This window comes from Shewanella sp. MF05960, from assembly GCF_050849305.1.
In the GTDB taxonomy this organism is placed as follows: Bacteria; Pseudomonadota; Gammaproteobacteria; order Enterobacterales; family Shewanellaceae; genus Shewanella.
This window is the reverse complement of record NZ_JBOZPS010000009.1, coordinates 130,717-154,805: the sequence shown is the minus strand read 5'-3', so window position 1 is coordinate 154,805 and position 24,089 is coordinate 130,717. Positions and strand designations below refer to the sequence as shown.

General features: G+C 42.1%; 22 protein-coding genes. 10 read left to right on the top strand and 12 right to left on the bottom strand.

Features of this window, described 5'->3' with window-relative positions:
* Positions 1 to 2 precede the first annotated feature (2 nt).
* The 4 genes from ACROAE_RS11370 to ACROAE_RS11355 all read left to right on the top strand — a co-directional run bounded on the left by ACROAE_RS11370 (position 3) and on the right by ACROAE_RS11355 (position 6,799).
* Entirely contained in the window at positions 3 to 3,245 is a 3,243-nt protein-coding gene (locus ACROAE_RS11370; RefSeq protein WP_432401783.1) for an efflux RND transporter permease subunit, read from the top strand.
* A gap of 39 nt (positions 3,246 to 3,284) precedes the next feature.
* Positions 3,285 to 3,497 (top strand): YgaP family membrane protein, encoded by a 213-nt coding sequence (locus ACROAE_RS11365; RefSeq protein ID WP_432401781.1) that lies wholly within the window; start codon positions 3,285 to 3,287, stop codon positions 3,495 to 3,497.
* Between the two features lie 30 nt (positions 3,498 to 3,527).
* Positions 3,528 to 3,908, top strand: a complete 381-nt coding sequence (locus ACROAE_RS11360) for a rhodanese-like domain-containing protein (protein WP_432401779.1) — start codon at positions 3,528 to 3,530, stop codon at positions 3,906 to 3,908.
* 446 nt (positions 3,909 to 4,354) lie between these two features.
* Positions 4,355 to 6,799, top strand: coding sequence for a S8 family serine peptidase (locus ACROAE_RS11355; protein ID WP_432401777.1), 2,445 nt, complete (start codon positions 4,355 to 4,357; stop codon positions 6,797 to 6,799).
* Positions 6,800 to 6,866: 67 nt separating this feature from the next.
* Here the strand turns inward: ACROAE_RS11355 and ACROAE_RS11350 are convergent, their stop codons facing one another.
* The 5 genes from ACROAE_RS11350 to ACROAE_RS11330 form a co-directional block, all read right to left on the bottom strand.
* On the bottom strand, positions 6,867 to 7,469 hold the full coding sequence (locus ACROAE_RS11350) for a CBS domain-containing protein (protein WP_432401775.1): 603 nt from the start codon (positions 7,467 to 7,469) through the stop codon (positions 6,867 to 6,869).
* A gap of 524 nt (positions 7,470 to 7,993) precedes the next feature.
* The gene (locus tag ACROAE_RS11345; RefSeq protein WP_432401773.1) at positions 7,994 to 8,530 is read right to left on the bottom strand and encodes a YaeQ family protein; all 537 of its coding nucleotides are present in this window, start codon (positions 8,528 to 8,530) and stop codon (positions 7,994 to 7,996) included.
* A 79-nt stretch (positions 8,531 to 8,609) separates the two neighbouring features.
* Positions 8,610 to 9,521: a precorrin-2 dehydrogenase/sirohydrochlorin ferrochelatase family protein gene (locus ACROAE_RS11340; RefSeq protein WP_432401771.1), complete on the bottom strand. Its 912-nt coding sequence runs from the start codon at positions 9,519 to 9,521 to the stop codon at positions 8,610 to 8,612.
* 7 nt (positions 9,522 to 9,528) lie between these two features.
* Complete coding sequence (locus ACROAE_RS11335) at positions 9,529 to 9,888, bottom strand: rhodanese-like domain-containing protein (RefSeq protein WP_432401769.1); 360 nt, start codon at positions 9,886 to 9,888, stop codon at positions 9,529 to 9,531.
* Positions 9,889 to 10,147: 259 nt separating this feature from the next.
* Positions 10,148 to 10,465 (bottom strand): DUF2007 domain-containing protein, encoded by a 318-nt coding sequence (locus ACROAE_RS11330; protein WP_432401767.1) that lies wholly within the window; start codon positions 10,463 to 10,465, stop codon positions 10,148 to 10,150.
* 424 nt (positions 10,466 to 10,889) lie between these two features.
* Between ACROAE_RS11330 and ACROAE_RS11325 the strand changes: the two genes are divergently transcribed.
* The 3 genes from ACROAE_RS11325 (at position 10,890) to ACROAE_RS11315 (ending at position 14,081) form a co-directional block, all read left to right on the top strand.
* Positions 10,890 to 11,291: a DUF3224 domain-containing protein gene (locus tag ACROAE_RS11325; RefSeq protein ID WP_432401765.1), complete on the top strand. Its 402-nt coding sequence runs from the start codon at positions 10,890 to 10,892 to the stop codon at positions 11,289 to 11,291.
* Positions 11,292 to 11,851: 560 nt separating this feature from the next.
* Complete coding sequence (locus ACROAE_RS11320) at positions 11,852 to 13,792, top strand: putative bifunctional diguanylate cyclase/phosphodiesterase (RefSeq protein WP_432401763.1); 1,941 nt, start codon at positions 11,852 to 11,854, stop codon at positions 13,790 to 13,792.
* A gap of 49 nt (positions 13,793 to 13,841) precedes the next feature.
* Positions 13,842 to 14,081, top strand: coding sequence for a hypothetical protein (locus ACROAE_RS11315; protein ID WP_432401761.1), 240 nt, complete (start codon positions 13,842 to 13,844; stop codon positions 14,079 to 14,081).
* Positions 14,082 to 14,363: 282 nt separating this feature from the next.
* Here the strand turns inward: ACROAE_RS11315 and secF are convergent, their stop codons facing one another.
* The 6 genes from secF to ACROAE_RS11285 all read right to left on the bottom strand — a co-directional run bounded on the left by secF (position 14,364) and on the right by ACROAE_RS11285 (position 20,127).
* Positions 14,364 to 15,311, bottom strand: a complete 948-nt coding sequence (gene secF / locus ACROAE_RS11310; protein ID WP_160055624.1) for a protein translocase subunit SecF — start codon at positions 15,309 to 15,311, stop codon at positions 14,364 to 14,366.
* Positions 15,312 to 15,325: 14 nt separating this feature from the next.
* On the bottom strand, positions 15,326 to 17,176 hold the full coding sequence (secD, locus tag ACROAE_RS11305; RefSeq protein WP_432401759.1) for a protein translocase subunit SecD: 1,851 nt from the start codon (positions 17,174 to 17,176) through the stop codon (positions 15,326 to 15,328).
* A gap of 17 nt (positions 17,177 to 17,193) precedes the next feature.
* Entirely contained in the window at positions 17,194 to 17,526 is a 333-nt protein-coding gene (gene yajC / locus ACROAE_RS11300) for a preprotein translocase subunit YajC (protein ID WP_432401757.1), read from the bottom strand.
* A 25-nt stretch (positions 17,527 to 17,551) separates the two neighbouring features.
* The gene (tgt, locus tag ACROAE_RS11295; protein WP_432401755.1) at positions 17,552 to 18,676 is read right to left on the bottom strand and encodes a tRNA guanosine(34) transglycosylase Tgt; all 1,125 of its coding nucleotides are present in this window, start codon (positions 18,674 to 18,676) and stop codon (positions 17,552 to 17,554) included.
* 153 nt (positions 18,677 to 18,829) lie between these two features.
* Positions 18,830 to 19,870, bottom strand: a complete 1,041-nt coding sequence (gene queA / locus ACROAE_RS11290; RefSeq protein WP_432401753.1) for a tRNA preQ1(34) S-adenosylmethionine ribosyltransferase-isomerase QueA — start codon at positions 19,868 to 19,870, stop codon at positions 18,830 to 18,832.
* 68 nt (positions 19,871 to 19,938) lie between these two features.
* Positions 19,939 to 20,127, bottom strand: a complete 189-nt coding sequence (locus ACROAE_RS11285) for a hypothetical protein (protein WP_432401751.1) — start codon at positions 20,125 to 20,127, stop codon at positions 19,939 to 19,941.
* A 204-nt stretch (positions 20,128 to 20,331) separates the two neighbouring features.
* Here ACROAE_RS11285 and ACROAE_RS11280 point away from each other — a divergent pair, with 204 nt between their 5' ends.
* The 3 genes from ACROAE_RS11280 (at position 20,332) to ACROAE_RS11270 (ending at position 22,379) form a co-directional block, all read left to right on the top strand.
* Entirely contained in the window at positions 20,332 to 20,928 is a 597-nt protein-coding gene (locus ACROAE_RS11280; protein WP_432401749.1) for an ACP phosphodiesterase, read from the top strand.
* 19 nt (positions 20,929 to 20,947) lie between these two features.
* Positions 20,948 to 21,556: a protein disulfide oxidoreductase gene (locus tag ACROAE_RS11275; RefSeq protein ID WP_432401747.1), complete on the top strand. Its 609-nt coding sequence runs from the start codon at positions 20,948 to 20,950 to the stop codon at positions 21,554 to 21,556.
* Between the two features lie 169 nt (positions 21,557 to 21,725).
* Positions 21,726 to 22,379 carry an RluA family pseudouridine synthase gene (locus ACROAE_RS11270; protein WP_432401745.1) on the top strand — a complete coding sequence of 218 codons (654 nt, stop codon included), beginning with the start codon at positions 21,726 to 21,728 and terminating at the stop codon, positions 22,377 to 22,379.
* 98 nt (positions 22,380 to 22,477) lie between these two features.
* Here ACROAE_RS11270 and sstT read toward each other — a convergent pair whose 3' ends face one another.
* Complete coding sequence (gene sstT / locus ACROAE_RS11265; RefSeq protein WP_432401743.1) at positions 22,478 to 23,710, bottom strand: serine/threonine transporter SstT; 1,233 nt, start codon at positions 23,708 to 23,710, stop codon at positions 22,478 to 22,480.
* Between the last annotated feature and the right edge of the window lie 379 nt (positions 23,711 to 24,089).

Genomic DNA, 24,089 nt, shown 5'->3' with positions numbered 1-24,089 from the left:
TTATGTCACCTTCAGAGCGCTCATCTCGTTTAGGCATCTCAGGCAAAATCGCCAGTGCGTTTCAACACAGTGCAATAACGCCTTTATTAGCCATATTGGGGTTATTGTTAGGTATTTTTGCCGTCATCATTACCCCTAAGGAAGAAGAGCCGCAAATCGATGTGACCTTTGCCGATGTATTCATCCCTTATCCTGGCGCTACGCCAACCGAAGTTGAAAACCAAGTTACCCTTCCGGCTGAACAGATTATTTCAGAAATTAAAGGCATTGATACCCTGTACTCATTTTCGCAACCTGACGGGGCATTAATTATTGCGATTTTTGATGTCGGTGTACCGCGAGATGAAGCCGTGGTTAACCTCTACAACCAGTTATATTCCAATAGTGATAAATTTAATTATGCTGCCGGAATTGGTGAACCGCTCATCAAGCCTCGTGGTATCGATGATGTGCCGATTGTCGGACTCACTTTATGGTCGAAAGACCCTAACATGACAGCGGAGCAGCTAACCTCGGTAGCCTCTGTGGTAGAAACGGAGCTTAAACGGATCCCTGGCACCCGCGAGATATACAGCCAGGGCCAACATGAGTTGGTGTTAAATGTGCGCTTAGACCCCATCAAGATGAACAGTTATGGCATCACATTTACCGACATCAGCAGCGCGTTACAAGACAATAATCAGACGTCTGCATTAGGGTCACTCACGCAATACAATCAAGAAATCAAACTGCAAACCGGCGAGTTTTTACGCAATATCGATGATGTAAAGAATTTATTAATCAAGGTCAATCAAGCCACCACAAAGGGCGCTGCTGGCGTAGTGTATTTGGCAGATGTTGCCGACATTCAATTACAAAGCGACATTCCTAAACAAAGTGTATGGCATGTTAATCAACAAGGCAGTTACCCCGCAGTAACCATTGCCATCGGTAAACAAGCTGGCCAAAATGCCGTCGATATTGCCAATGCAGTGTTGGCCAAAGTTGAGGCGGTCAATAATGTGCTGATCCCTGATAATGTTGAGGTGGCTATCTCACGTAATTACGGCCAAACCGCCGGTGACAAGTCAAACACGCTTATTTTTAAACTGATATTTGCGACTTCTGCTGTAGTGCTATTAGTGCTGTTCACTATGGGAGTTCGCGAGTCCGCGGTGGTGGGTATTGCAATTATCATTACCCTCGCGATCACTTTGTTTGCCTCGTGGGCGTGGGGATTTACCTTAAATCGTATCTCGTTATTTGCGCTTATCTTTTCCATCGGGATTTTGGTCGACGATGCCATTGTGGTGGTTGAGAATATCCACCGTCATATGGCACTCAGTAATAAATCCATCAGCGAGCTTATTCCGCATGCTGTCGATGAAGTGGGTGGCCCTACTATTCTAGCAACGTTCACTGTTATCGCGGCGTTACTGCCGATGGCGTTCGTGTCAGGCTTGATGGGGCCTTACATGAGCCCTATTCCTATTAATGCCAGTATGGGTATGCTGATATCATTGTTAATTGCTTTTATCATGACCCCCTGGTTAAGTAGTCACTTGCTCAAACCACATAAACATCACAGCAATGATGATCATAATACCGAACAAGAAACGGCACTTTCCCGCTTTTTTACAACGTTAATGAGTCCATTTTTAATCGGTGAACATGCCTCTAAAGCCCGTAAAGGATTAATGCTTGTTATCACGTTGCTTATTGCATTTGCCGTGGCGTTACCGGTATTTCAAGCGGTAGTGCTCAAAATGCTGCCGTTTGATAATAAGTCTGAGTTTCAAGTAATGGTTGATATGCCTGAGGGCACGCCAGTTGAGCAAACTCAGCGTGTACTGCAAGAGTTAAGTCAATACCTGACAACCGTTGAAGAAATTGAGCACATTCAGCTTTACGCTGGTACTCATGCACCGATGAATTTTAACGGTTTGGTAAGACATTACTTTTTACGCAGCAGCCAAGAACTAGGCGATATTCAAGTCAATTTGGTGGATAAAAAGCACCGCGATCGCGACAGTCACACTATTGCATCATCAGTACGTGAACCCTTACAACGTATTGCCTTGCAATATAACGCCAACGTAAAAATTGTTGAAGTGCCCCCTGGACCACCGGTGTGGTCACCTATTGTGGCGGAAGTGTATGCTCCAACAACACAATTACGAGAGCAAGCCGCCAATGACTTATTACAGCGGTTTAAAAATACTGATTATGTTGTCGATATGGACATCTTCTTACCCGCTCAACAACAGCAATGGCAAGTCGTGATAGACCGCAGTAAAGCGCGTTTACTTGGCGTGTCTTACAGCAGCATTATCGATGCGATTAACAGTGCAGTTAATGGCAATGACGCCAGTTATTTGCACATACCTGAACGTAAGCACCCTACACCAATTCGCTTACAAGTCGATGAAGCTGCAAAAGTGAATTTACAGCAAGTACTGCAATTGCGGGTGGCAAGTCAAAACGGCGCTCAAATTGCCCTTACCGAACTGGTTACAGTTAAACAACGCACCATTGATGCACCTATTGTTCACAAAAACATGGTCCCGATGATCATGGTTGTTGCTGATATGGCTGGCCCTACGGGTAGTCCATTGTATGGGATGTTTGACATGGTGAGCCAAATTAACCATGAAACAGAACAAGGCGAGCTTAATTACCCTATTGAACAACATTTAGTTAACCAGCCTGATGGGTTAACTGATGTGGCCATTTTATGGGATGGCGAATGGAAAATCACCTACGAAACCTTCAGAGATATGGGCATTGCTTATGCCGTTGGTATGATTGCGATTTACTTACTGGTCGTCGGACAATTTAAGTCTTATGTCGTCCCCTTAGTGATTATGGCTCCTATTCCATTAACCATTATTGGTGTTATGCCGGGTCATGCATTATTAGGGGCGCAATTTACCGCTCCGTCAATGATTGGCATGATTGCACTCGCCGGGATTATTGTTCGAAACTCGATTTTGCTGGTCGATTTTATTAACCAGCAAACGGCTGCCGGCTTGCCATTAGAGCAGGCTGTCATTCACTCTGGCGCGGTCAGAGCCAAACCGATTATGTTAACCGCGATGGCGGCCATTATTGGTGCCCTATTTATTATCGACGACCCTATTTTTAATGGGTTAGCGATAAGCTTAATTTTCGGAATTTTTATCTCAACCATTTTGACGCTAATTGTGATCCCAATACTGTATTTTTCAGTGATGAAATCAAAAATGGCTGCAAAAATTACTCAGTAGTTATTTTGTTATTGGGCATTAAGCCCAAAGGAGCTCTCGATGTCGTTAGAAAGAAGTATTATGGCCTTTGCTGGCTTTATGATTTTGTTGTCTTTAGTGCTTATGGCAACCGTTAGCCAACATTTTATCTGGCTTACTGTGTTTGTTGGCGCTAACCTATTCCAAAGTGCATTTACAGGTTTTTGCCCTGCAGCGATGATCATGAAGAAATTAGGGATTAAAACTGCAGCGCAAATAGCCTTAAACAAATAACCTCTACAAAGGTTAACAATAAGGAATCTTGTGTTGAAAAAATCTATTCTAATCACAATAAAACCAATATTGGCAGCATTGTTTATGGTGTCGGCGTGGTGTGCAACACCGGCGTTGGCAGTAGAGCAACAACCCAATGTGGCATGGCAAAAAATTAATAATAGCGCAACGTTAATCGATGTGCGCACCCCTGAAGAATTTGCAGCGGGTCATGTGAAAGGGGCGATTAATATTCCATTTGAAAATATTGTGACAGAGCTCGGAAAACTCAACCTCGCCAAAGATACTGAAGTCGTATTGTATTGCCGCAGTGGTCGCCGCAGCGGTATTGCTCAAAGTGCATTAGTCGATCAAGGTTATACCGCCACATACAATGCGGGTGGAATTGACTCATTAATGTCTGCACAATAATCATTTATGGCCTTAATTACATTAGGGCCATATATTTCTACATGATAGCCTCACAATCGAATGTCGATACTACAGCCATTGCAACTCGTCATGTTTTATCTTCTTAATGATGACCTTCTGACTGACTAGCTGATGCCAAATAAAAATACACGAATAAGTGTCACATAATCCAACTTTTTAGTTAAGCGCTTTCATCGAACACAACCCGCTACAAATGCAGTAAAACCACGCAATAACCTCACTCCACAAGAGAATACTAATTCAATAAAAACTAATAAAAATTCAAAATCAACATGTTAGAACACTTGTTCAAAAAGATATTTTGTTAACATTTTATTTACAATAGGTTAATTTTTGATTACATTTTATTCTGTTAAGCAAACATAGCTTATCGATAAAACATAATTAGAAAGACAATATTTAACCCTGATAACATGGAAGATAAAATGAAAAAAAATCAACATAAGGCTGTTGTGCTTAGCATGACAGCATTGGCGTTAGCCATCTCAACTCAAGTCAATGCCGCACCAAGCCCGTTAACCCTTTCTTTAACAAATCAACAAATTGAACAACAGTCCCCTTTGCCTAAGCGTTATATCGTTAAATTTAGAAACGACAATGCAGCGCAAGTGATGAGTGATATTGCACTTAGCCAAAGCGCTAACGATGTCACTGATACCAGTAGTATGGACTATCAACCTCGTACCAATGAAGTCTTCAGCCAGCTAAGAGCGCTTAACAGTGTTAAAGCACGAGAAATGAAACGAATAGGTCGAAGCAATAGTTATTCAACCAAGCTCGACAGCACGTCTATTAGGGCATTGCGTCTGCGCCAAGATGTCGAGTACGTAGAAGAAGATTTACCGCGTCGCTTATTAGCCGAAACCACCCCGTGGGGGCAAACTTATGTCGGCGCGACAGTATTGAGTGACAGCCAAGCAGGAAACCGTACCATTTGTATTATTGATTCGGGTTACGATCGCAGTCACAACGACCTAAGCGGCAATAATGTCACGGGGACCAATAACTCAGGTACCGGCAACTGGTATCAGCCAGGCAATAATAATGCGCACGGTACGCACGTTGCGGGCACCATAGCGGCGATTGCCAACAATGAAGGCGTGGTGGGTGTTATGCCAAACCAAAATGCCAATATTCATGTAGTTAAGGTGTTTAACGAAGCCGGATGGGGTTATTCTTCTTCACTTGTTGCGGCTATCGATACCTGTGTTAATTCAGGTGGCGCGGATGTGGTCACAATGAGTTTGGGCGGCAGCGGCTCAACCACCACCGAGCGTAATGCATTAAATACCCATTTCAATAATGGCGTATTATTGATTGCTGCTGCAGGTAACGCCGGTGACAGCAGTTACAGTTACCCTGCATCGTATGACAGCGTGATGTCTGTTGCTGCGGTAGACAGCAATCGCGACCATGCTGCATTTTCACAATACACCGACCAAGTTGAGATTTCTGGCCCGGGTGAAGCGATTTTATCAACGGTGACTGTCGGCGAAGGCCGCACTGCAGATATCACTATTGCTGGCCAATCTTACTTTAATAATGGTGTTGTTCCGCATAACCGCTTAACGCCATCTGGCAGTAGCTATGCGTCAGCACCCATTAACGCAAGCGCTACTGCGACATTGGCAGAGTGTAGCGTCAATGGCACAAGCTTTAATTGTGGCAGCATGAGTAATAAAATTTGTTTGGTGGAGCGTGTAGGTAATCAAGGCGCTAGCTACCCAGAAATCAACGCCGTTAAAGCGTGTAAAACCGCAGGTGCAAAAGGCATTATTGTTTACAGTAACACCGCATTGCCTGGCTTACAGAATCCCTTTTTGGTTGATGCAAACAGTGAAATTACAGTGCCATCTATGTCTGTTGACCGCGCAACAGGTTTAGCGCTACGAGCCAAAATTGGCCAATCGGCTACGGTTTCAAACTTAGGCAATCAAGATTATGAATACTATAACGGCACGTCAATGGCGACACCGCATGTGTCGGGCGTCGCAACATTAGTGTGGAGTTACCACCCAGAATGTAGTGCGACTCAGATCCGTGCAGCACTAAATGCAACGGCAGATGACTTAAATGTCGCAGGCCGCGACAACAAAACTGGCTTTGGTATGGTCAATGCTACTGCTGCAAAAGCTTATCTAGATGAATCATGTACTGGCCCTACAGATCCGGGTACCGGCTCAGGTGATAACGAGCTTGAAAAAGGGGTAGTTAAAACCGGTTTAGCTGGGGCAAAAAATGATGAACTTTATTATTCGCTTGATGTACCAGCAGGGGCAACAAATCTAAGCTTTACCATGAGTGGTGGTACGGGTGATGCTGACATGTATGTGCAGTATGGCGCTTCGCCAACCACGAGCAGTTACGATTGTCGTCCGTGGAAAAGCGGTAATGCAGAGTCTTGCCCTATTGCTACGGCGCAATCAGGAACCTATTACGTGATGGTACAAGGTTACAGTGCCTTTAGCGGCGTAAGCTTAGTGGCTAATTATACTGCGGCAAGTTCTGGCAGCGGAACGGGTGGTCCAGCGATTTACACCAATACAAACAACTATACCATCCCAGATAACAACACCACGGGGATCACTAGCCCTATCACGGTAAGCCGTACGGGCAACTCTGGAACGGTATCGGTGTCGTTAGGTGTGATCCACACCTATATTGGCGATTTAAAAATCCAACTGATTAGCCCAACAGGCCAAACCGTTGTGTTACATAACAATACCGGTGGCGGAACCGACAATATTACCCAAACGTACAGCGCAAACATGACAGGCGTTGAGTCGAGCGGTGTATGGACACTGAAAGCGGTTGATAACGCTAACAAAGATACGGGTTATATTGATACTTGGACTTTAAGCTTTCAGTAACAGTCTTGGTTGAATTAAAAATAGCCACATTATGTGGCTATTTTTTTGTTCAACAATGCGTAAAATATTAAAAGTGTGGTTGTAATGTATTGAGTACCGCAGGCTGTTGAATTTTACTGATCACATCAAAAATCGCTGCAAATGAATTGGGAGTACTGACATCGACCGCTAATTTTAATCTGCGAGCAATATCATTAGCTGATAGCACACCACGAATAGCATGATTTTTTCTATCTAACACTAAACAATGCTGCTGGCCCGCTGACTTTAACGTTTCAATTACGTCGCCAATTCTGGCATAGCTTAAGTCGTCATAATCGATAGCTTTTAACTGATCTTTGGCAATCATAAAGTCTGTGACTTTAAGTTGTTCACGTTGATGCCCTTCAGCGACGCGTTTTAAAATCTCTTGGTTGTGTAACGATTCAAAGCTTATCAAGCCAATAAATTCATTTTTATGATTAACCACTAATTTAAGACGTACATGAGACTTTTGCATCAAGCTTTCAACTTCTACAGCAGATGCATTAGATTCAATCACTAACGGGGTCACTTTCTTAAAGTCAGTGAAGATATTGACAGCAGAAGAAAGGATTGAGATATCTTCGTGTGCTTCTGGAGAGGTTAACTCGTCGATTTTCTCTACTGGGTATAATGCTAATTTTTTCACAATAACATCCTTAATCAACTACCACCGCAGAATAACAAAATCATTGTTAATCAAACGGATAAGATAAACATATTGTTTGAAACATGCTTTGATTATCTGCCTGCGATTTTATTAGTACAATACCCTTTGGATTAAACTTTATTCATAATTAGTAAATTAAGGTTAAATTCACATTGCAATGATAAGCAATGTGCTAGGCGCTTAGCGGCATTAAAGTAGTCGCATTAAAAGGCGCTTATCATTAAAAGCTTATCTTGATGTTTAAAAAGCGAATGTTTTGGTGAGATAAATGCCTGGCTCATATGCTAATTAATCTGCTAACTAACCTGATAACTAATAAGATGTGATAACCAATTAATATGATAAATAGTGCAGAGTTAACACAGCGATGAGACATCGCTGTGTTTGACTAAATAATGTTTGAGCCTTAACGCGAGAGGAAGCGTTAATATTCACTGCCTGACTCCCTCAGGATAAAGTAGGCCTAATGCGAATAACCAGAGGTCGAGTAACCCAAGTGCTCATTACTTAAGCTTTTCAGGTTCTATCATGACGCTGTTGTCTTTGTCAGAAAACCATACTTGCCCTTCACTAATACTGACTTGAAGCGCCATATTACGAGTGACAAAGACCTCGAGTTGCTTAACGGCTTCTTCAGGAAAGTTAACTACCGACAAGTTGTCATAACGACTTAATGCTTGTTGGTTTTGTTGCCACCAAATAGGCACACTGCGCCCGCCATAGGTATACAAAATAACTTGCTTGGCTCGACCACTGGCTTTACGTAACCACTTTTCATCAGCTTGGCCAAACTCAACCCACAAGTTAATTTCATCGCTTAAACTTTTATCCCATAATTCGGCTTCGTCATCGACACATAACCCTTTGCTAAACGCTAATGACTCCGATGCATTTAGTGCATAGGCTAATAATCGAACCATCATCCGCGTATCGGTTTCTGAAGGGTGCTGAGCAAGTGTAATAGCATGATCAGCATAGTAATGACGATCCATATCAGCAATTTGAAGTGCAACTTTGTATACGGTAGCTTTGGCGGCCATTAGGCGATCTCAATAGGCATAAAAAAGCCGAGTCTACTACAAACTAGACTCGGCGTGTTAGTTGAGCACGCTTAAAACATTATAACGCACCCGGTCGCAAATGTTTTGCCATCGGGAAATAAGCAATTAACTGAGCCACTTTTTCAGGGCTGGCGACAATCAGCATACGCTCGCCTTGCTCATAATGATCCGCAATCTCACTTAATTTAGGAATAGAGGTTCTATTTGCATCTCGGCGCAACAACTCATTGGTATCGCTATCAACGGCTTCATCACTAAAAATCACATCCAGTTTTTGCAATAATGGCATTGCCGCTATCGGTAACAAGTTTGCTGGAGTGTGCTCGGTCAACAATAAAATTTCACCTTGTCGACTCATCTCTTGAAAAGCATCTGCATAACGCTGCTCAGTGAGATTATCGAATTTATCTTGATTGCTGTTAAAGAAGCGCTCCCAAAAGAGTCGGCGGTCTTTACCATCGGCGAGGGTTTGCTGAACCTCCTCGCGTTTACTGGCCACAAAGTCAAATAATGGGGTCAATGATGACGGCAGCATGGTTTCTAAACGTGAGCGGATAGTCCGAGCAAATACAGGCGCAGCACCCGCGGTGCTAATCGCAACAACTAAGCGGCCACGGTCGACAATTGAAGGGGTAATAAAGCGACAATACGACGGATTATCGACCACATTGACCCAGATACCACGTTCATTGGCTAAGTCAGCAAAATCCATATTAAGCTGTTCATTTGCTGTGGCTAAATACACGATATCCACATGTGCAATATCGGCATCTGTCACTGCACGACGTGATAACGTAATACGACCCTTTGCATGATAGGTCTCAATATCTTTAGCAACGTCAGGTGCAATAACATGAATAATGGCATCTGTACGCGACAACAAATCGAGCTTTCTCGTTGCCACCTCACCTGCGCCAACAAGCAACACACGTAAACCTTGAGTATCGACAAACAGTGGAAAATATTGCATTTAAATCTCAGTCTTGAACAATAGGGAATTGATGTTGGATCCAGGCTCGATAACCCCCAACCATAGAAGCAACTTGGGTATAGCCCATCAATTGCAAATTATAAGCTGCCAATGCAGCACGCTGGCCTGCACCGCAGTAGAGCAAAACTGGCGTATTTTTATCCGGAAAACGGTGTTCAATATCTCGTTCAATAATACCGCGACTTACATGCTTGGCATTGGGCAAATGCCCCTGCAACCATTCATTGTCTTCACGTACATCGATTAATTGCCATTGTTCTTGTTGCTGATACTGCTCGATAGTCACTAACGTAACATGGGGCATAACTGATTCAACTAAACGAGCAAATGCAGGAGAGGCTTGCATAACGAGTCCTTAAAAAGATAACGCCACTTGATACAATGGCACCTACATACGTCAAAACCATAAAAAAGGTTTATTCAATAGCTTAAGAAAATAACAATTTTATACAAGTGTTTAGATAGATTTTATCTGTCTGTTTCAGTGAATGTTACGTAATATTCGTTAATCACTCATTAAAATAACAGTGGGTGGATTAATATCAGTTAATTGATATAGCTTATGAGTGTATACCCAATCACAGTCACCCACTTGGCTATAACATTCAGTTATGCGTTTCACTCTTTTGCGCGCTGCACTGCCAGCATAATTCAAAGCTGCCTTCATTTATTTCATGGCACTGAACACATTGCCATTGTGGCTGTTCTATTTCGAGGGCATCAAGTAACGTTTGTGCAGCGGCTAACTGGGTGTTCATCACCCATAATTCGACAGTTTGCATTTCGATAGGAAGGCCACCCACGCCACCTATCAGCGCTTCACCTTTAAGATCAACTTCAATACCACTGGTTTCCAGTAGCCCTTTCCATGTGTGAGCCTGTAACAGATTGCCACCGGCCAATAATACTTTTCGTTGTTCCATGCGTTATCCTACTGCATTGCTCTACTGGCAAATTTTGTTTAATCCTACTGCCTCAACTAAAATCTGTCGAGTATTGTTTATATTACCAATCCGCATTAATAAGTAACCACTCAGAATGCGTCCAGCGTTTTTTGATTACGGCATAGCAATGCTGTCATGGATGTTCCCTTTCAAATAGCGACAACGCAAAGTAAAACTGCAGGGGCATTCCTTTCAGGCGAGTATAAAAAGGGCTTACATTGCATTGTATGACTTCGAAAGAGAACCACTATTCATTCATGCGCCTTATTTAAGCCCTTTTACACTCTCGCTTAATCATCACTTATTAGCATGGAATGGTATAAATTGGACATTTCTGTTAAACAATGATTACCTTAAGCTTATCGATAACATAGAGCAAAGCTCGTGTTCAAAAGGACTCAACATGACCAAGGTTGTCTTAAAAGGCGTTTTTCAAATCACCCAATGGAATGAAAAGTCATACGCAGAGCATGAAGATGGCACGAAGCAAACGATTGCAAGCATAAAACAAACTTACTCTGGAGACATCACCGGCTTGGCGGAGATCCGTTATGTAATGTCATATCAACAAGATACTACTGCGGTATTTACCGGTATAGAGGAGCTAACGGTTACAACACCAGAAATCACAGGCCGGATCATATTTCAGCATAATGGAACATTTATCGCAGGCGTAGCTCAAAGCCAATTTACGGTTATTGCGGGTTCTGGCACACAAAATCTGGCAGAATATATTGGTCAAGGCGAGTTTACGTCAACCGAGAATGGTCAAGCTGAATATGTGATTACGTTTAACTTACCTTAATGGTGGATTAATCACTGCATAACGTTCGCGTTATATCACGCTATAAAACACGCTATAAAATAAAATTATTATCGCCATGCTTATTTGTCAGTAAAAAGTATTAGCCTACACATAGATAATGACTTTATTTCAAAGAGAGTATTTTGAACACTTGAACGCAATGGCACAAAAACGGTGTATCAATGGCTTAGATTTAAATAGATGCCTCATTATGAGTAGCAAGTTTATATCTTAATTAAAGTCTGAACGCTGACCAACCTTAATTTTCAGTTATGATCGTAAGCTCTAGTTTAAGTTCTGGTCTAAGATCTGATCTAAGTTCTGATCTAAGTCAGGCTTTGAGTGCTGGTCTCGACTTGAGGCTAACTCATTGTTGATTTACATAAATAAAAAATATTTCTGACCTCAACCATACTCATTAAAAAAACGAATAAAAAGCCACTGACTCAATTGTTAAATGGTGACATATACTCTACACTCAGAAATTCATTATAAACGGGTTACTTCAATTCATAGCCCGTCAAAAAACCAATATAATTCACTATTAAGAGCCCTGACTAATGCGGATATCCAAAATAATCTTGCTTTGTTTAAGTTTATTGGTCGGGTTATATCTTTTAGTTATATTAACGCTAAACCAAAGTTTACAAGTCTTTAATCGCGATAATAACAACGTCAATTTACAACAATTCGATAAACGTAATGTGACCCCAGTAAACAATCATTGGGCAAACATGTTGTTGAACTACAAAATTGTGTCCGACAACGAAAAAAACTATGTTGTGTTGTCAAAAATTGATAATAAAATAAAAGTAATCAGTCTTGATGAAGCCTTTAATAACATTATGCTATTCAGCAACTTGCCTTTGTTGCTTTTAGGCAGTTTTGCCATAGGCATTCCGTTTTACATTACTCGCCGACAAAAGAGAAAGCTTGATAAGTCTTTAGAAGTGGTCAACAACGAAACCAATAAGCTATTGGCAGCCTTTAATATTACTCCGCCTCAGGTTGAACAACAAAATACTATCTCTAAACTGAGCCTTGCTCTGATTGAGCTCAATAAACAAATTCATGAGCAACAGCATAAAAATATCATTAGCCAACATCAAGATAAATTGACAGGACTGATTGACCGTCATGCCTATTTACAACACCTGCAAACTCAACTTGAAAAAGCCCAAACCCTAAAGATAAAACAGGCATTATTGTTTATCGACCTTGATGGCTTTAAACAGGTGAATGACTCGTTTGGCCACAGTTTTGGTGATGAAGTATTAATTCAGGTAGCCCAACGACTTGCGACTGTGGTGCGAAACCGCAAACTCAGTCATTTTGCACCAACATTAGGCTTGGAGTTAAGTTTATCGCGATTAGGTGGTGATGAGTTCTCGATATTTATTGAAGACTTACAAGATGAAAACATCGCTATAGAAGTCGCTCAAAATGTATTACAAGAAATAGAAGGCGATTTTGTATTAGGCAATAAATTAATTAAAATTGGTGCAAGCATTGGGATTGCGGTTTATCCCGACAGTGCGGCAAATCCCAACACCTTATTACAAATGGCCGATGTTGCAATGTATCGCGCTAAAACGGATGGACGAGGTATTTACCGTGTTTATTCGCCTGAAATGGGCAATAAAATGCGTCGTTATCACTATTTACTTGAAGAAATGCGCCTGGCTATGGCGAGCCAAAACTTTAGTTTATCCTTTCAACCCATTGTGAATGTGAACGATTTCAGCATCGATTACTTTGAATGTCTCGTACGCTGGCACCATCCAACAGAAGGCTCTATTTCGCCTGCTGAATTTATTCCCATTGCAGAAGACTCTAACTTAATCTTAGAACTGGGTAATTGGATCATGATTGAAGCCTGTCGCCAAATGGCGGCTTGGTATAATGCAGGTATGAATAAGGTAAGAATATCTGTCAATATTTCTGGGGTGCAATTAGCCCATATCCCGCTTCATGATTGGGTGATGGAAATCATTAATAAGGTCGGATTACCGCCTAAAGCACTATTATTGGAAATCACCGAGTCTTGCTTTATTGATGCTTCTGAAAACGTGATATCAGATTTAGAAAAACTGCGTCAAGCCGGAGTGTTAATTGCCATTGATGACTTTGGTACTGGCTTTAGTTCGCTGTCCACCTTGGCTAATTTACCTGTGGATGTAATTAAAATTGATAAACTGTTTATTGACCAAGCTAACATTAACCCAAAATATGAAAAGATTTTAAATTCAATTAGTGGCTTGGGTAAAACCCTTGATTTAAAAATTGTTGCAGAAGGTGTTGAAACCGCGCCACAGTTTGAATTAGTGAAAAAGCTCGGCATTGATTGCATTCAAGGCTATTTAATTAGCCGTCCAGAAACATCTAAAGATGTCGGCAGTAAAATGATTAGCAAAAATTTTAATCATATTGCAATGACAGGCACTGGTGTATATGCGCCGCAAGCCACTAAAGCTCCTGTAGTACAAATAAAAGCGGGTTAGATGTTTTATGATATCAACGACATTACGTCGTGATAAAGGACGTTAGGCGATGATAAGCATAAATACTCAAACCGCTAACCGCAAACTGATTAACATTAGTCGATTAAACACTGCGGCAGGAACATTTAGGCTAACGGTAAACAATGAGCGCTCACTTAAATTAATTACCGTAGAGATATTGAGTACCGATGGCTGGGAAGCCTTACTCATCGAAACTGACACGCCTTGGTATCAAACCCTGGTTACCGCCTGTGAACAACATCTTCGTGAACAATCTGCTCAACGATAAAACCAACAACATCCAGCCTAATACTTCATGCTAGCAACGATAACGTTTTATACCAATCCGCATTAATAAGTGACCACTAAGGATGTGCTCAGTGGTGTTTGGTTAAGACGTCGCAATGTAGTTATGGTTGTTCCCTTGCACATAGCGAGTACGCAAAAAAAAAGCTGCTGGGGCATTGCTTTCAGGCGAGAGTTAAAACACATTTAATAATTGATAACGATAAAACAACAAACCCCAGCAAGCTGGGGTTTGTTGTGAGCAATTGAGCTGTAACAATGCGTGTTAAGGCACCATTGAAGGCTGATCTGCGCCCTCTTTCTCAATCTCTACCGGTAGCATGTGTTCGCGGTTAATACCCAATTTAATGGCTAAATAACTCGCCACGTAAATTGATGAGTATGTACCCACAAAAATACCCAATAGCAATGCAGTTGCAAAGCCGTGGATCATGGTGCCACCTTTAAGGAATAGCGCAATAACCGTAATCAAGGTCGTACCGGTAGTAATAACAGTACGGCTCATGGTTTGAGTAATTGAGGTATTCACAATTTCTTCAGGTGTGCCTTTACGCATTTTCAAGAAGTTTTCACGAATACGGTCATACACTACGATGGTATCGTTAAGTGAGTAACCGACAACCGTTAACAAACCGGCTAATACCGTTAAGTCAAACTCCAGCTGTAATACCGAAAACACCCCTAAGGTCACAATCACGTCGTGAGCGAGTGCCGCAACAGAACCTGCTGCTAGGCGCCACTCAAAACGAAATGAAACGTAAATAAGAATACAGATTAAGGCAACGATAACCGCGAGGCCGCCTTGTTCTGCTAACTCTTTACCGACTTGTGGACCCACAAACTCAACACGTTTTTGCACTACACCAGCATCAATTGATTGAGCTGCCGTTAATACTGCAGCCACCTGAGCATCACTTTTCAGTTCGCTTCTTACAGGTAAACGCACTAAAACGTCGCGGCTAGAACCAAAGTTCTGTACCACTGCGCCTTCAGCGTCATCCGTTGTCATGGTTGCACGCAACGCATTTAAGTCAACCGGTGCTGAAAACTCCATCTCAACAACAGTACCGCCAGTGAAGTCTAATCCCCAGTTAATGCCCTGCACGCCTAGCGACACAAAAGAAGCAATCACTAAGATAAGCGACATAACACTGATAGGAAATGCATGACGAAGAAAGTCGACTGTGTTTTTTACTGAAAATATCTGAAACATATTCAACTTCTCCTTTAGATAGATAATGACTTAACGCGCTTACCACCCCAAATCGCATTGACGATTGAGCGTGTGCCAACAATGGCTGTAAACATCGAAGTCGCGATACCTATCATTAAGGTAACAGCAAAGCCTTTGACCGCACCGGTACCCACAGCAAACAAGATAAGTGCTGTCATAAAGGTGGTGATGTTAGCATCGGCAATAGTTGAAAACGCATTACCATAACCTTCATGAATGGCTTGTTGTACGCTACGACCGCCTAGAATTTCTTCTCGGATACGTTCAAAAATAAGCACGTTTCCGTCAACAGCCATACCGACTGTTAGCACCATGCCAGCAATACCAGGCAAGGTTAATACCGCACCAGGGATCATCGACATTACGCCCACAACCATAATCAAGTTAGCCATCAATGCAAGGTTGGCGATAAAGCCAAATGCACGGTAGTAAACCATCATAAATACCAGCACAACAACCATGCCCCATACCATTGCTTGTACACCGTTCTCGATGTTTTCAGCACCTAGGCTTGGACCAATTGTACGTTCTTCTACGATTGTCACTGGCGCAATAAGCGCACCAGCACGAAGCAGTAATGCAAGGCTCTGGGCTTCACTGTGCTCAAGACCCGTAATCACAAAGTTACGACCTAAACGCGCCTGGATCGTCGCAACCGAAATGACTTCTTCAATACGTGTCATTTTAACGGTGCCATCAGGATTACGTAAGCCGCTGTCTTTGTACTCAATAAACAATGTTGCCATTGGTTTACCGATGTTGTCTTTGGTCACGTTAGAGAAAATCGAGCCACCTTTCGCGTCAAGATTAATCGCAACTTGCGGACGGCTGTATTCATCAAATGCCGGTTGTGCTCCGGTAATATGATCACCCGTTAGCATCACTTCTTTTTTCAGAACGGCAATGCCACCTTCACGGCGCTGATACACTTCAGCTCCGGCTGGTACGCGGCCACTCGCCGCTGCACTCACATCAGCTTTGTCGTCAACCATACGAAACTCAATCGATGCTGTTGCACCTAGAATCTCTTTTGCACGGGCGGTATCTTGCACACCAGGTAGTTCAACAATAATGCGCTCAGCGCCTTGACGTTGTACTACCGGTTCGGCAACACCTAACTCGTTAACACGGTTACGAATAGTCGTGATGTTTTGCTGTAATGCTTCTTCCTTAATTTGCTTAAGGTATACATCACTCATCGTTGCCAGTAATACAAACTCTTTATCAGTGCTTGCATCGGTATAGACCATATCGTTGCTGCGAGTTTTTAAATAATTCTCAGCTTTGCTAACCGTATCAGCATCACGAAACTTAATTGCAATGCCTTTAGGGGTTTTACGAACACCAGCGTAACGGATGTTTTCTTCACGAAGTTGGCTACGGAAATCAGCCACTTTGGCTTCTTCCATTTTGCGGATCGCTTCGCCCATATCCACTTCCATTAAGAAGTGAACACCACCACGTAAGTCCAAACCTAACTTCATTGGCGAACCACCAACAGCTTCAAGCCATTCAGGGGTTGCTGGCGCTAAGTTAAGTGCGACGGTAAATTTTTGTCCGAGTTGCTCAGCAATGGCCTCTTTAGCCACTAACTGTTGCTCAGGGTTTTGTACTCGAACTAACAATTGTCCGTTTTCAAGCTCAGCACGCTTAATCGCAATGCCTTTACCTTCTAACATTTGTACAACGTTGGCTTGAGTTGACGCAGTCACTTCTGCACCACGAGTTGCCACTACCTGAACTGCATGGTCTTCACCAAACAGATTCGGTATGGCATAAAAACCACCAATGGCGATGACAAGCACCACCATGATGTTTTTCCACATTGGGTATTTATTTAACACACCATAGCCCTCTTGGCTTATAACGACTGGATAGAACCTTTAGGTAATACCGCTGCGATGTAATCCTTTTTAATCGTAATTTGGTTGTTATCGTTAATAGCTAATAACACGTAATCACTTTCTTCGCTGATTTTGGTTACTTTGCCTAAAATACCACCGCTAGTTAACACTTCATCACCTTTTGAAATTGCTGCCATTAGGTTTTTGTGTTCTTTAACGCGCTTTGACTGTGGACGGAAAATCATGAAGTAGAAAATCAACCCGAACATCACAAGCATAAAAATTAACTGCATGGTTTCGCCACCGGCAGCGCCACCCATTGGGCTTGCATAAGCATTTGAAATTAACATAGTTCTCTCTTCTTATTAGCTAAAATTAATCGATTAACTCAGGTACTTCACGACCAAGACTGGTATAGAACTCCTTCACAAAGGCGTCTAATGTACCTGTCTGAATTGCGCCGCGCAAACCTTCCATCAACATTTGGTAGTAACGTAGGTTGTGAATGGTGTTTAAACGCGCACCGAGAATCTCATTACAACGATCTAAATGGTATAAATAAGCACGTGAATAGTTTTTACAGGTATAACAATCACATTTAGCGTCAAGCGTTGCGGTATCATCACGATGACGCGCATTACGGATTTTGATTACCCCTTCACTGGTAAACAAATGGCCATTACGGGCATTACGTGTTGGCATGACACAGTCGAACATGTCAACACCACGACGCACACCTTCTACTAAATCTTCTGGTTTACCTACACCCATTAAATAGCGAGGCTTATCAGCAGGGATCTGCGGACAAACATGCTCTAAAATGCGGTGCATATCTGCTTTAGGCTCACCAACCGCTAAGCCACCAACGGCATAACCATCAAAGCCAATGTCTAATAATCCTTTGACACTTTCATCGCGCAAATCTTCGTAAACACCGCCCTGGATAATGCCAAACAGTGAGTTAGGATTTTCTAAGCGGTCAAACTCATCACGCGAACGTTTTGCCCAGCGTAGTGACATTTGCATTGATTTACGCGCTTCGTCATGTGTTGCTGGGTATGGCGTACATTCGTCAAAAATCATCACAACATCAGAACCCAATGAATCTTGAATTTGCATTGATTTTTCTGGATCTAAAAAGATTTTTTCACCGTTAATCGGTGAACGAAAATGCACGCCTTCTTCGGTGATTTTACGAATGTCGCCTAAGCTAAACACCTGAAATCCACCCGAATCAGTCAATATTGGACGTTGCCAGTTCATAAAGTCATGCAAGTCACCATGTTTGCGCATGATTTCTTCGCCAGGGCGTAGCCATAAATGGAAAGTATTACCCAATAAAATGTCTGCACCAGTGGCACGCACTTCTTCAGGCGTCATACCTTTAACGGTACCGTAAGTACCTACAGGCATAAATGCTGGCGTTTCTACTGTGCCACGGTCAAATATCAAACGTCCGCGACGCGCACGTCCATCCGTTGTGTCTAATTCAAATTTCATAAATCACCTTGCCAGATAAACAGTCTGACTTGTTTAGTTTCTATAGTAATGAGGGCAAATTTTAATGCTTCAAGGTTAAGAACACATTAAAACATCAAAACGCCCACTGTTTGCGGGCGTTTATTGGCGGCTATTGTAAATCAATTTCGGCTATTAGGGGGCTTTTTTCGTCACAAACATGGCATCGCCATAGCTAAAAAAGCGATATTTTTGCGCTATAGCATGTTGATACGCAGCCATGACCTCATCGTAACCAGCAAATGCACTGAGTAACATGATTAACGTTGACTCGGGTAAGTGGAAGTTAGTCACCATCGCATCAACAATCTTAAACTGATAACCAGGATAGATGAAGATATCAGTATCGCCGCTAAACGTTTCAAGAGGCGCATCACCACAAGCGCGAGCAGCACTTTCTAGCGAACGTACTGACGTCGTACCAACGGCGACAACGCGGTGACCATTGGCTTTCGTTTGTGCAATAAGATCGACAACATCTTGCGAAACATTTGCCCATTCAGAATGCATTTTATGTTCAAGCACATTATCAACACGAACAGGCTGAAATGTCCCCGCACCAACATGCAAAGTAACAAAGGCAACATTGACGCCCTTTTCTTTTAACGCGGCTAACATTGCTTCGTCAAAATGCAAACCAGCGGTAGGCGCAGCTACGGCTCCTGGTGTTTGATTATAAACAGTTTGATAACGCTCTTTGTCCGCATCTTCATCAGGACGGTCGATATAGGGAGGAAGAGGCATATGGCCGACTTGCTCAAGCACGGCTAAAATAGTGTTATCGCCTAATAATTCTAGTTCAAATAAAGCATCATGACGCGCAAGCATCTTCATTTGATAACCTGCATCTAAGTGAATTAATGTATCCACTTTTGGCGATTTTGAACTACGAACATGGGCAAGGATACGCTTATCATCAAGCATACGCTCAACTAGGATTTCAAGCTTGCCACCTGTGGCTTTTTGGCCAAATAAGCGTGCTGGGATCACTCGGGTGTTATTGAACACCATTAAGTCACCTGGGTTAATTAACTCAAGTAAATCAGTAAATTGCTTATCCGCTAACTGTCCGTCTATACCATTAAGGGTTAATAGACGCGACGCATTGCGTTGTGCCGTTGGATAGCGAGCAATAAGCTCATCTGGAAGGTCAAAAGAAAAGTCAGCAACGCGCATAGTAATATCTCAACAGTAAAAACGGCCGCTAGTCTATGGCGAGCGCAAGTTAAGATCAAGTTTACTGATTACTTTGTCGGCTTTTGTGGTGATGTGGGAGAGTTGAGACTGTTGTGTTCCAACGTTGCCGTTGTTGGCTGCGCTGTCGTTTTATCAGACTTAAAAGAATGAACTTCGTAACGCATATCAATCTGTACTTTATTTGTTTTAGCCGCAATCGGCCTGCCGAATATTTTTTTAAGCCAGTCTTTCATCATCCATGATCCCTAAATAAAGCCTTAATTTTTATAATCAATTAGCCAACACTAATTTATCGCCGTTATTCCAACACAGTACACAATACTCCATGACATTTGTGTATAAAGCGTTATGATTGAACCAAGCAGCTTGTCATTATTGTAATGCTTTGTTACAAACGGCTTGTATCATACTGTAAAATAATAAAATTAGAAGCACAAAATATGAACTTTTTAGCTCACTTACATTTAGCTGACATAAGCGATACCCATCTAGTCGCTAATTTGTGCGGTGATTTCGCCAAAGGAAAAATTGAAGATCACCCTCAACATCTTCAACAAGGAATTTGGTTGCATCGTCAAATAGATCAAGTCACTGATAGCCATGAAATTATTATCGATTTATTGAAACAATTCCCTAAAACGTCTCGCCGAGTCGCCCCGATATTAATCGATTTAACCTTTGACCATTACTTAGCGTATTATTGGGAAGAATATCATCATCAAGAACTTGATGTCTTTTGCCAAAAAGCCTACCAGGAACTTAATACCACCGCTGAATTACCTGCAAGTTTACAAGCTATCGCACCTAAAATAATCCAACAGGATTGGTTGAGTAGCTATCAAACGAAGCAAGGGTTAAATCAAGCGATAAAAGGGGTTAGCCAGAGATTGTCAAAACCGGAACTATTTGACCATGCGATACGTGACGTTGATAAACTTTACGTTGAGATTGAAATAGCGTTTCGAACTTTTTACCCACAGTTAATGGCTTACAGCAAGATATACAGTCGTAAAACCCCAAGCCAATATTTACCCTAAGATGAAGTAAGCTCTCAATATGCCAATATGGATAACCCGTGTAATAAAGACTGTCGGTAGCAACGTTCGTTCACCGCGTTTTTGGCTATTGGCCTTACGAGACAGCGCAATATTCGCGGTGCTGATGTTTGCCGTTGCCAGTTACCTTCAACGTGACATGCAAACAGGTACCGCTCCTCCTATTAATGCCAGCTTAGTAAAGGGCGACTTAATAAAAAGTAGCTTGGTCAATAACCATTTTATCAACAACGATAAGGTGTCACTCTTTAATACTGCTGCGCGGGCCAATAAAGCAACCTTAGTGTATTTTTGGGGAACATGGTGCCCAGTGTGTAAAGTCACCTCGCCGATGGTCAACAATGTGGCTAACGCTCAAGATTACCCCGTTATTTCTGTTGCTGTCGCTTCTGGTTCAAATGCCGACATTGACGCTTTTATGCAACATAATGATTACCAATTTGCGGTCATCAATCAAAACATCAATGGCAACGATTATAGCCAACAATGGGGGGCAACCGCCCTACCTGCAATTTATATTGTCGACAGTAACAATCAAATTCGCTTTGTGACATCGGGGGTCACCAGCAGTTGGGGCATGTCTCTTCGCTTGTGGTTTGCAAGCTTGTAGTTAACCTCTACTTGAGATATTAAATGGCAGCATGTTGTCATTTGATCCTAAACATTCCACTTATATCCCCCTATTGACGTTATCTTATTTTCGTTGCTTAACAAATTTTGTTAGTATGCGCGCGTTACTTTCAGGCATAACTTTAGTTTATTAAAGAGACAATTCCATCATGCACATCTTTACTTATCGACCACCGTCAATTCCTTGGTTGGACATCCGTTATAAAGACCGTGATATTATTGTGATTAATAAACCTTCTGGATTGTTATCAAATCCGGGGCGCTCACCAGACACTCATGACACTGCAATTACTCGCTTACAGCAACGTTACCCAGAAGCGATTTTAATCCACCGTTTAGATTGTGATACTTCTGGCATTATGATTTTTGCGCGTACCAAAAAAGCGGAATCTCACTTAAAAATTCAGTTTCAGAACCGCCAAGCCAAAAAAGTGTATATTGCTGAAGTATTTGGCCAGGTATTGGAACAACAAGGTAAAGTGAATTTTGCACTCGGGCCAAACCCTGATACCCCCCCTTTTCAGATGTTAACCGAGTCAGGTAAAGCAGCGCTGACTTATTTTAGTGTGCTAGAACTCCGCAAAAATTCAACTTTAATGGAACTTAAGCCTCATACTGGCCGCACCCACCAATTAAGGGTGCACATGCTGGCGCTGGGTCATCCTATATTAGGTGATGAGTTTTATGGCGATGCAGAAATCATACAAGCCAGTAAACGCCTCAATTTACATGCGCAATCATTAACCATTACACACCCGTACACCCAAGTTGAAATGACCTTTTTTAGCCAACATCCATTCTAAAAGCCTGAATTCAGAATAAGAATAACGGTATAAATTAAGCACAAAAATGCCGGCGCCACAGTTATCCCATGGGCCGGCATTTTTTTGTACGCTATAATTTAACTTGCTTGAGCCGCTTCTTTCGCTTCGGCAGCTTCACATGCCGCAGCCGTAAAGATAACGTCAGTAGAGCTGTTTAACGCAGTTTCTGCTGAGTCTTGAATAACACCAATAATAAAGCCTACCGCGACAACCTGCATTGCAACGTCATTTGAAATACCAAATAAGCCACAAGCTAATGGAATTAACAATAACGATCCACCAGCCACACCAGACGCACCACAAGCTGATACCGAAGCAACAATACTCAATAACAACGCGGTCATAAAGTCGACAGGAATGTTAAGTGTGTGCGCTGCAGCAAGGGTTAGCACGGTAATGGTAATAGCCGCGCCGCCCATGTTGATGGTCGCGCCTAATGGGATAGATACAGAGTAAGTGTCTTTATGCAACTTTAACTCTTCACACAACGCCATGTTAACTGGAATATTGGCTGCACTCGAACGAGTAAAGAAGGCCGTTACGCCACTTTCACGTAAGCACTTTAAAACCAATGGATAAGGGTTGCGCTTAATTTTAGCAAATACAATGAGTGGATTAACCACTAAAGCAATAAATAACATTGCGCCAACGAGTACCGCTAATAACTGAGCATAACCTGCTAGTGCTTCGAAACCTGTTTCAGCAAATGTAGCGGCCACTAAACCGAAAATACCGATTGGGGCTAAGCGAATCACAAAGCGAACAATATTGGATACGGCATCGCTTAGATCTGACAGCATTTGCTTAGTGCTTTCATTGGCGTGATGCATGGTAATACCTAACCCTGCGCCCCACACTAAAATACCGATATAGTTACCAGTTAACAATGCATTGACTGGGTTATCGACAATTTTAAATAATAATGTATTTAACACCTCGGTAATACCTTGAGGTGGGTTAGAACCTTCAATTCCGGTTGCCAGTAATAATGTCGTTGGAAATGCAAAACTGAAAATAACCGCAGTAAACGCCGCAGCAAAGGTCCCTAAAAGGTATAAACCAATGATTGGGCGCATATTGGTGTGGCTGTTTTTCTTTTGATTAGCAATCGATGATGCGACCAATACAAATACCAGTACGGGTGCAATGGCTTTTAGTGCGCCAACAAACAGCGAACCTAAAAATGCCACACTGTGGGCACCGGTTGTTGAAACACTGGCTAAGATCACTCCCAAAATGATCCCGCTGATAATTTGTAGCACTAAGCTACCGCTAGCGATTCGAGCTAACAGTGATTTTTTCTGATTCATTGCTTAACCTATGATTATTATATTAATGGCTTTTTAATCGTTAGTAGTCGCTAAAGCTAATGCCGTGGTTAAGAGCGTAGTACCTTATAAAACAACTGTTGTTAGCCTATAAAGCGATACACAAATTAACCTATATCACTGAAAATTATTATGTTGTTGGCATCCATGTTAACAATTTAACTCAACATAAGTGTTTCAGAAATAACTCAACGGTTTTAGCTTTAGGCTATCACTAGGCGCGGTGCACCGAAAAAGCCTTGTAGCTATATATCAGGATGGAACATAAGAAGTCTAGTGTTGAGCACAAAAGAGTAAAAAAAATCAATCGTTGTGGTTTAAATGAACAATAATTTATCTGTTCTATATAAAATGCAATCAA

Excerpts from the sequence above, each read along its gene's own strand:
- ACROAE_RS11370 (WP_432401783.1), top strand. The coding sequence starts at position 3 with ATGTCACCTTCAGAGCGCTCATCTCGTTTAGGCATCTCAGGCAAAATC.
- ACROAE_RS11365 (WP_432401781.1), top strand. The coding sequence starts at position 3,285 with ATGTCGTTAGAAAGAAGTATTATGGCCTTTGCTGGCTTTATGATTTTG.
- ACROAE_RS11355 (WP_432401777.1), top strand. The coding sequence starts at position 4,355 with ATGAAAAAAAATCAACATAAGGCTGTTGTGCTTAGCATGACAGCATTG.
- ACROAE_RS11345 (WP_432401773.1), bottom strand. The coding sequence starts at position 8,530 with ATGGCCGCCAAAGCTACCGTATACAAAGTTGCACTTCAAATTGCTGAT.
- ACROAE_RS11340 (WP_432401771.1), bottom strand. The coding sequence starts at position 9,521 with ATGCAATATTTTCCACTGTTTGTCGATACTCAAGGTTTACGTGTGTTG.
- ACROAE_RS11335 (WP_432401769.1), bottom strand. The coding sequence starts at position 9,888 with ATGCAAGCCTCTCCTGCATTTGCTCGTTTAGTTGAATCAGTTATGCCC.
- ACROAE_RS11330 (WP_432401767.1), bottom strand. The coding sequence starts at position 10,465 with ATGGAACAACGAAAAGTATTATTGGCCGGTGGCAATCTGTTACAGGCT.
- ACROAE_RS11325 (WP_432401765.1), top strand. The coding sequence starts at position 10,890 with ATGACCAAGGTTGTCTTAAAAGGCGTTTTTCAAATCACCCAATGGAAT.
- ACROAE_RS11320 (WP_432401763.1), top strand. The coding sequence starts at position 11,852 with ATGCGGATATCCAAAATAATCTTGCTTTGTTTAAGTTTATTGGTCGGG.
- ACROAE_RS11315 (WP_432401761.1), top strand. The coding sequence starts at position 13,842 with ATGATAAGCATAAATACTCAAACCGCTAACCGCAAACTGATTAACATT.
- secF (WP_160055624.1), bottom strand. The coding sequence starts at position 15,311 with ATGTTTCAGATATTTTCAGTAAAAAACACAGTCGACTTTCTTCGTCAT.
- yajC (WP_432401757.1), bottom strand. The coding sequence starts at position 17,526 with ATGTTAATTTCAAATGCTTATGCAAGCCCAATGGGTGGCGCTGCCGGT.
- tgt (WP_432401755.1), bottom strand. The coding sequence starts at position 18,676 with ATGAAATTTGAATTAGACACAACGGATGGACGTGCGCGTCGCGGACGT.
- queA (WP_432401753.1), bottom strand. The coding sequence starts at position 19,870 with ATGCGCGTTGCTGACTTTTCTTTTGACCTTCCAGATGAGCTTATTGCT.
- ACROAE_RS11285 (WP_432401751.1), bottom strand. The coding sequence starts at position 20,127 with ATGATGAAAGACTGGCTTAAAAAAATATTCGGCAGGCCGATTGCGGCT.
- ACROAE_RS11280 (WP_432401749.1), top strand. The coding sequence starts at position 20,332 with ATGAACTTTTTAGCTCACTTACATTTAGCTGACATAAGCGATACCCAT.
- ACROAE_RS11275 (WP_432401747.1), top strand. The coding sequence starts at position 20,948 with ATGCCAATATGGATAACCCGTGTAATAAAGACTGTCGGTAGCAACGTT.
- ACROAE_RS11270 (WP_432401745.1), top strand. The coding sequence starts at position 21,726 with ATGCACATCTTTACTTATCGACCACCGTCAATTCCTTGGTTGGACATC.
- sstT (WP_432401743.1), bottom strand. The coding sequence starts at position 23,710 with ATGAATCAGAAAAAATCACTGTTAGCTCGAATCGCTAGCGGTAGCTTA.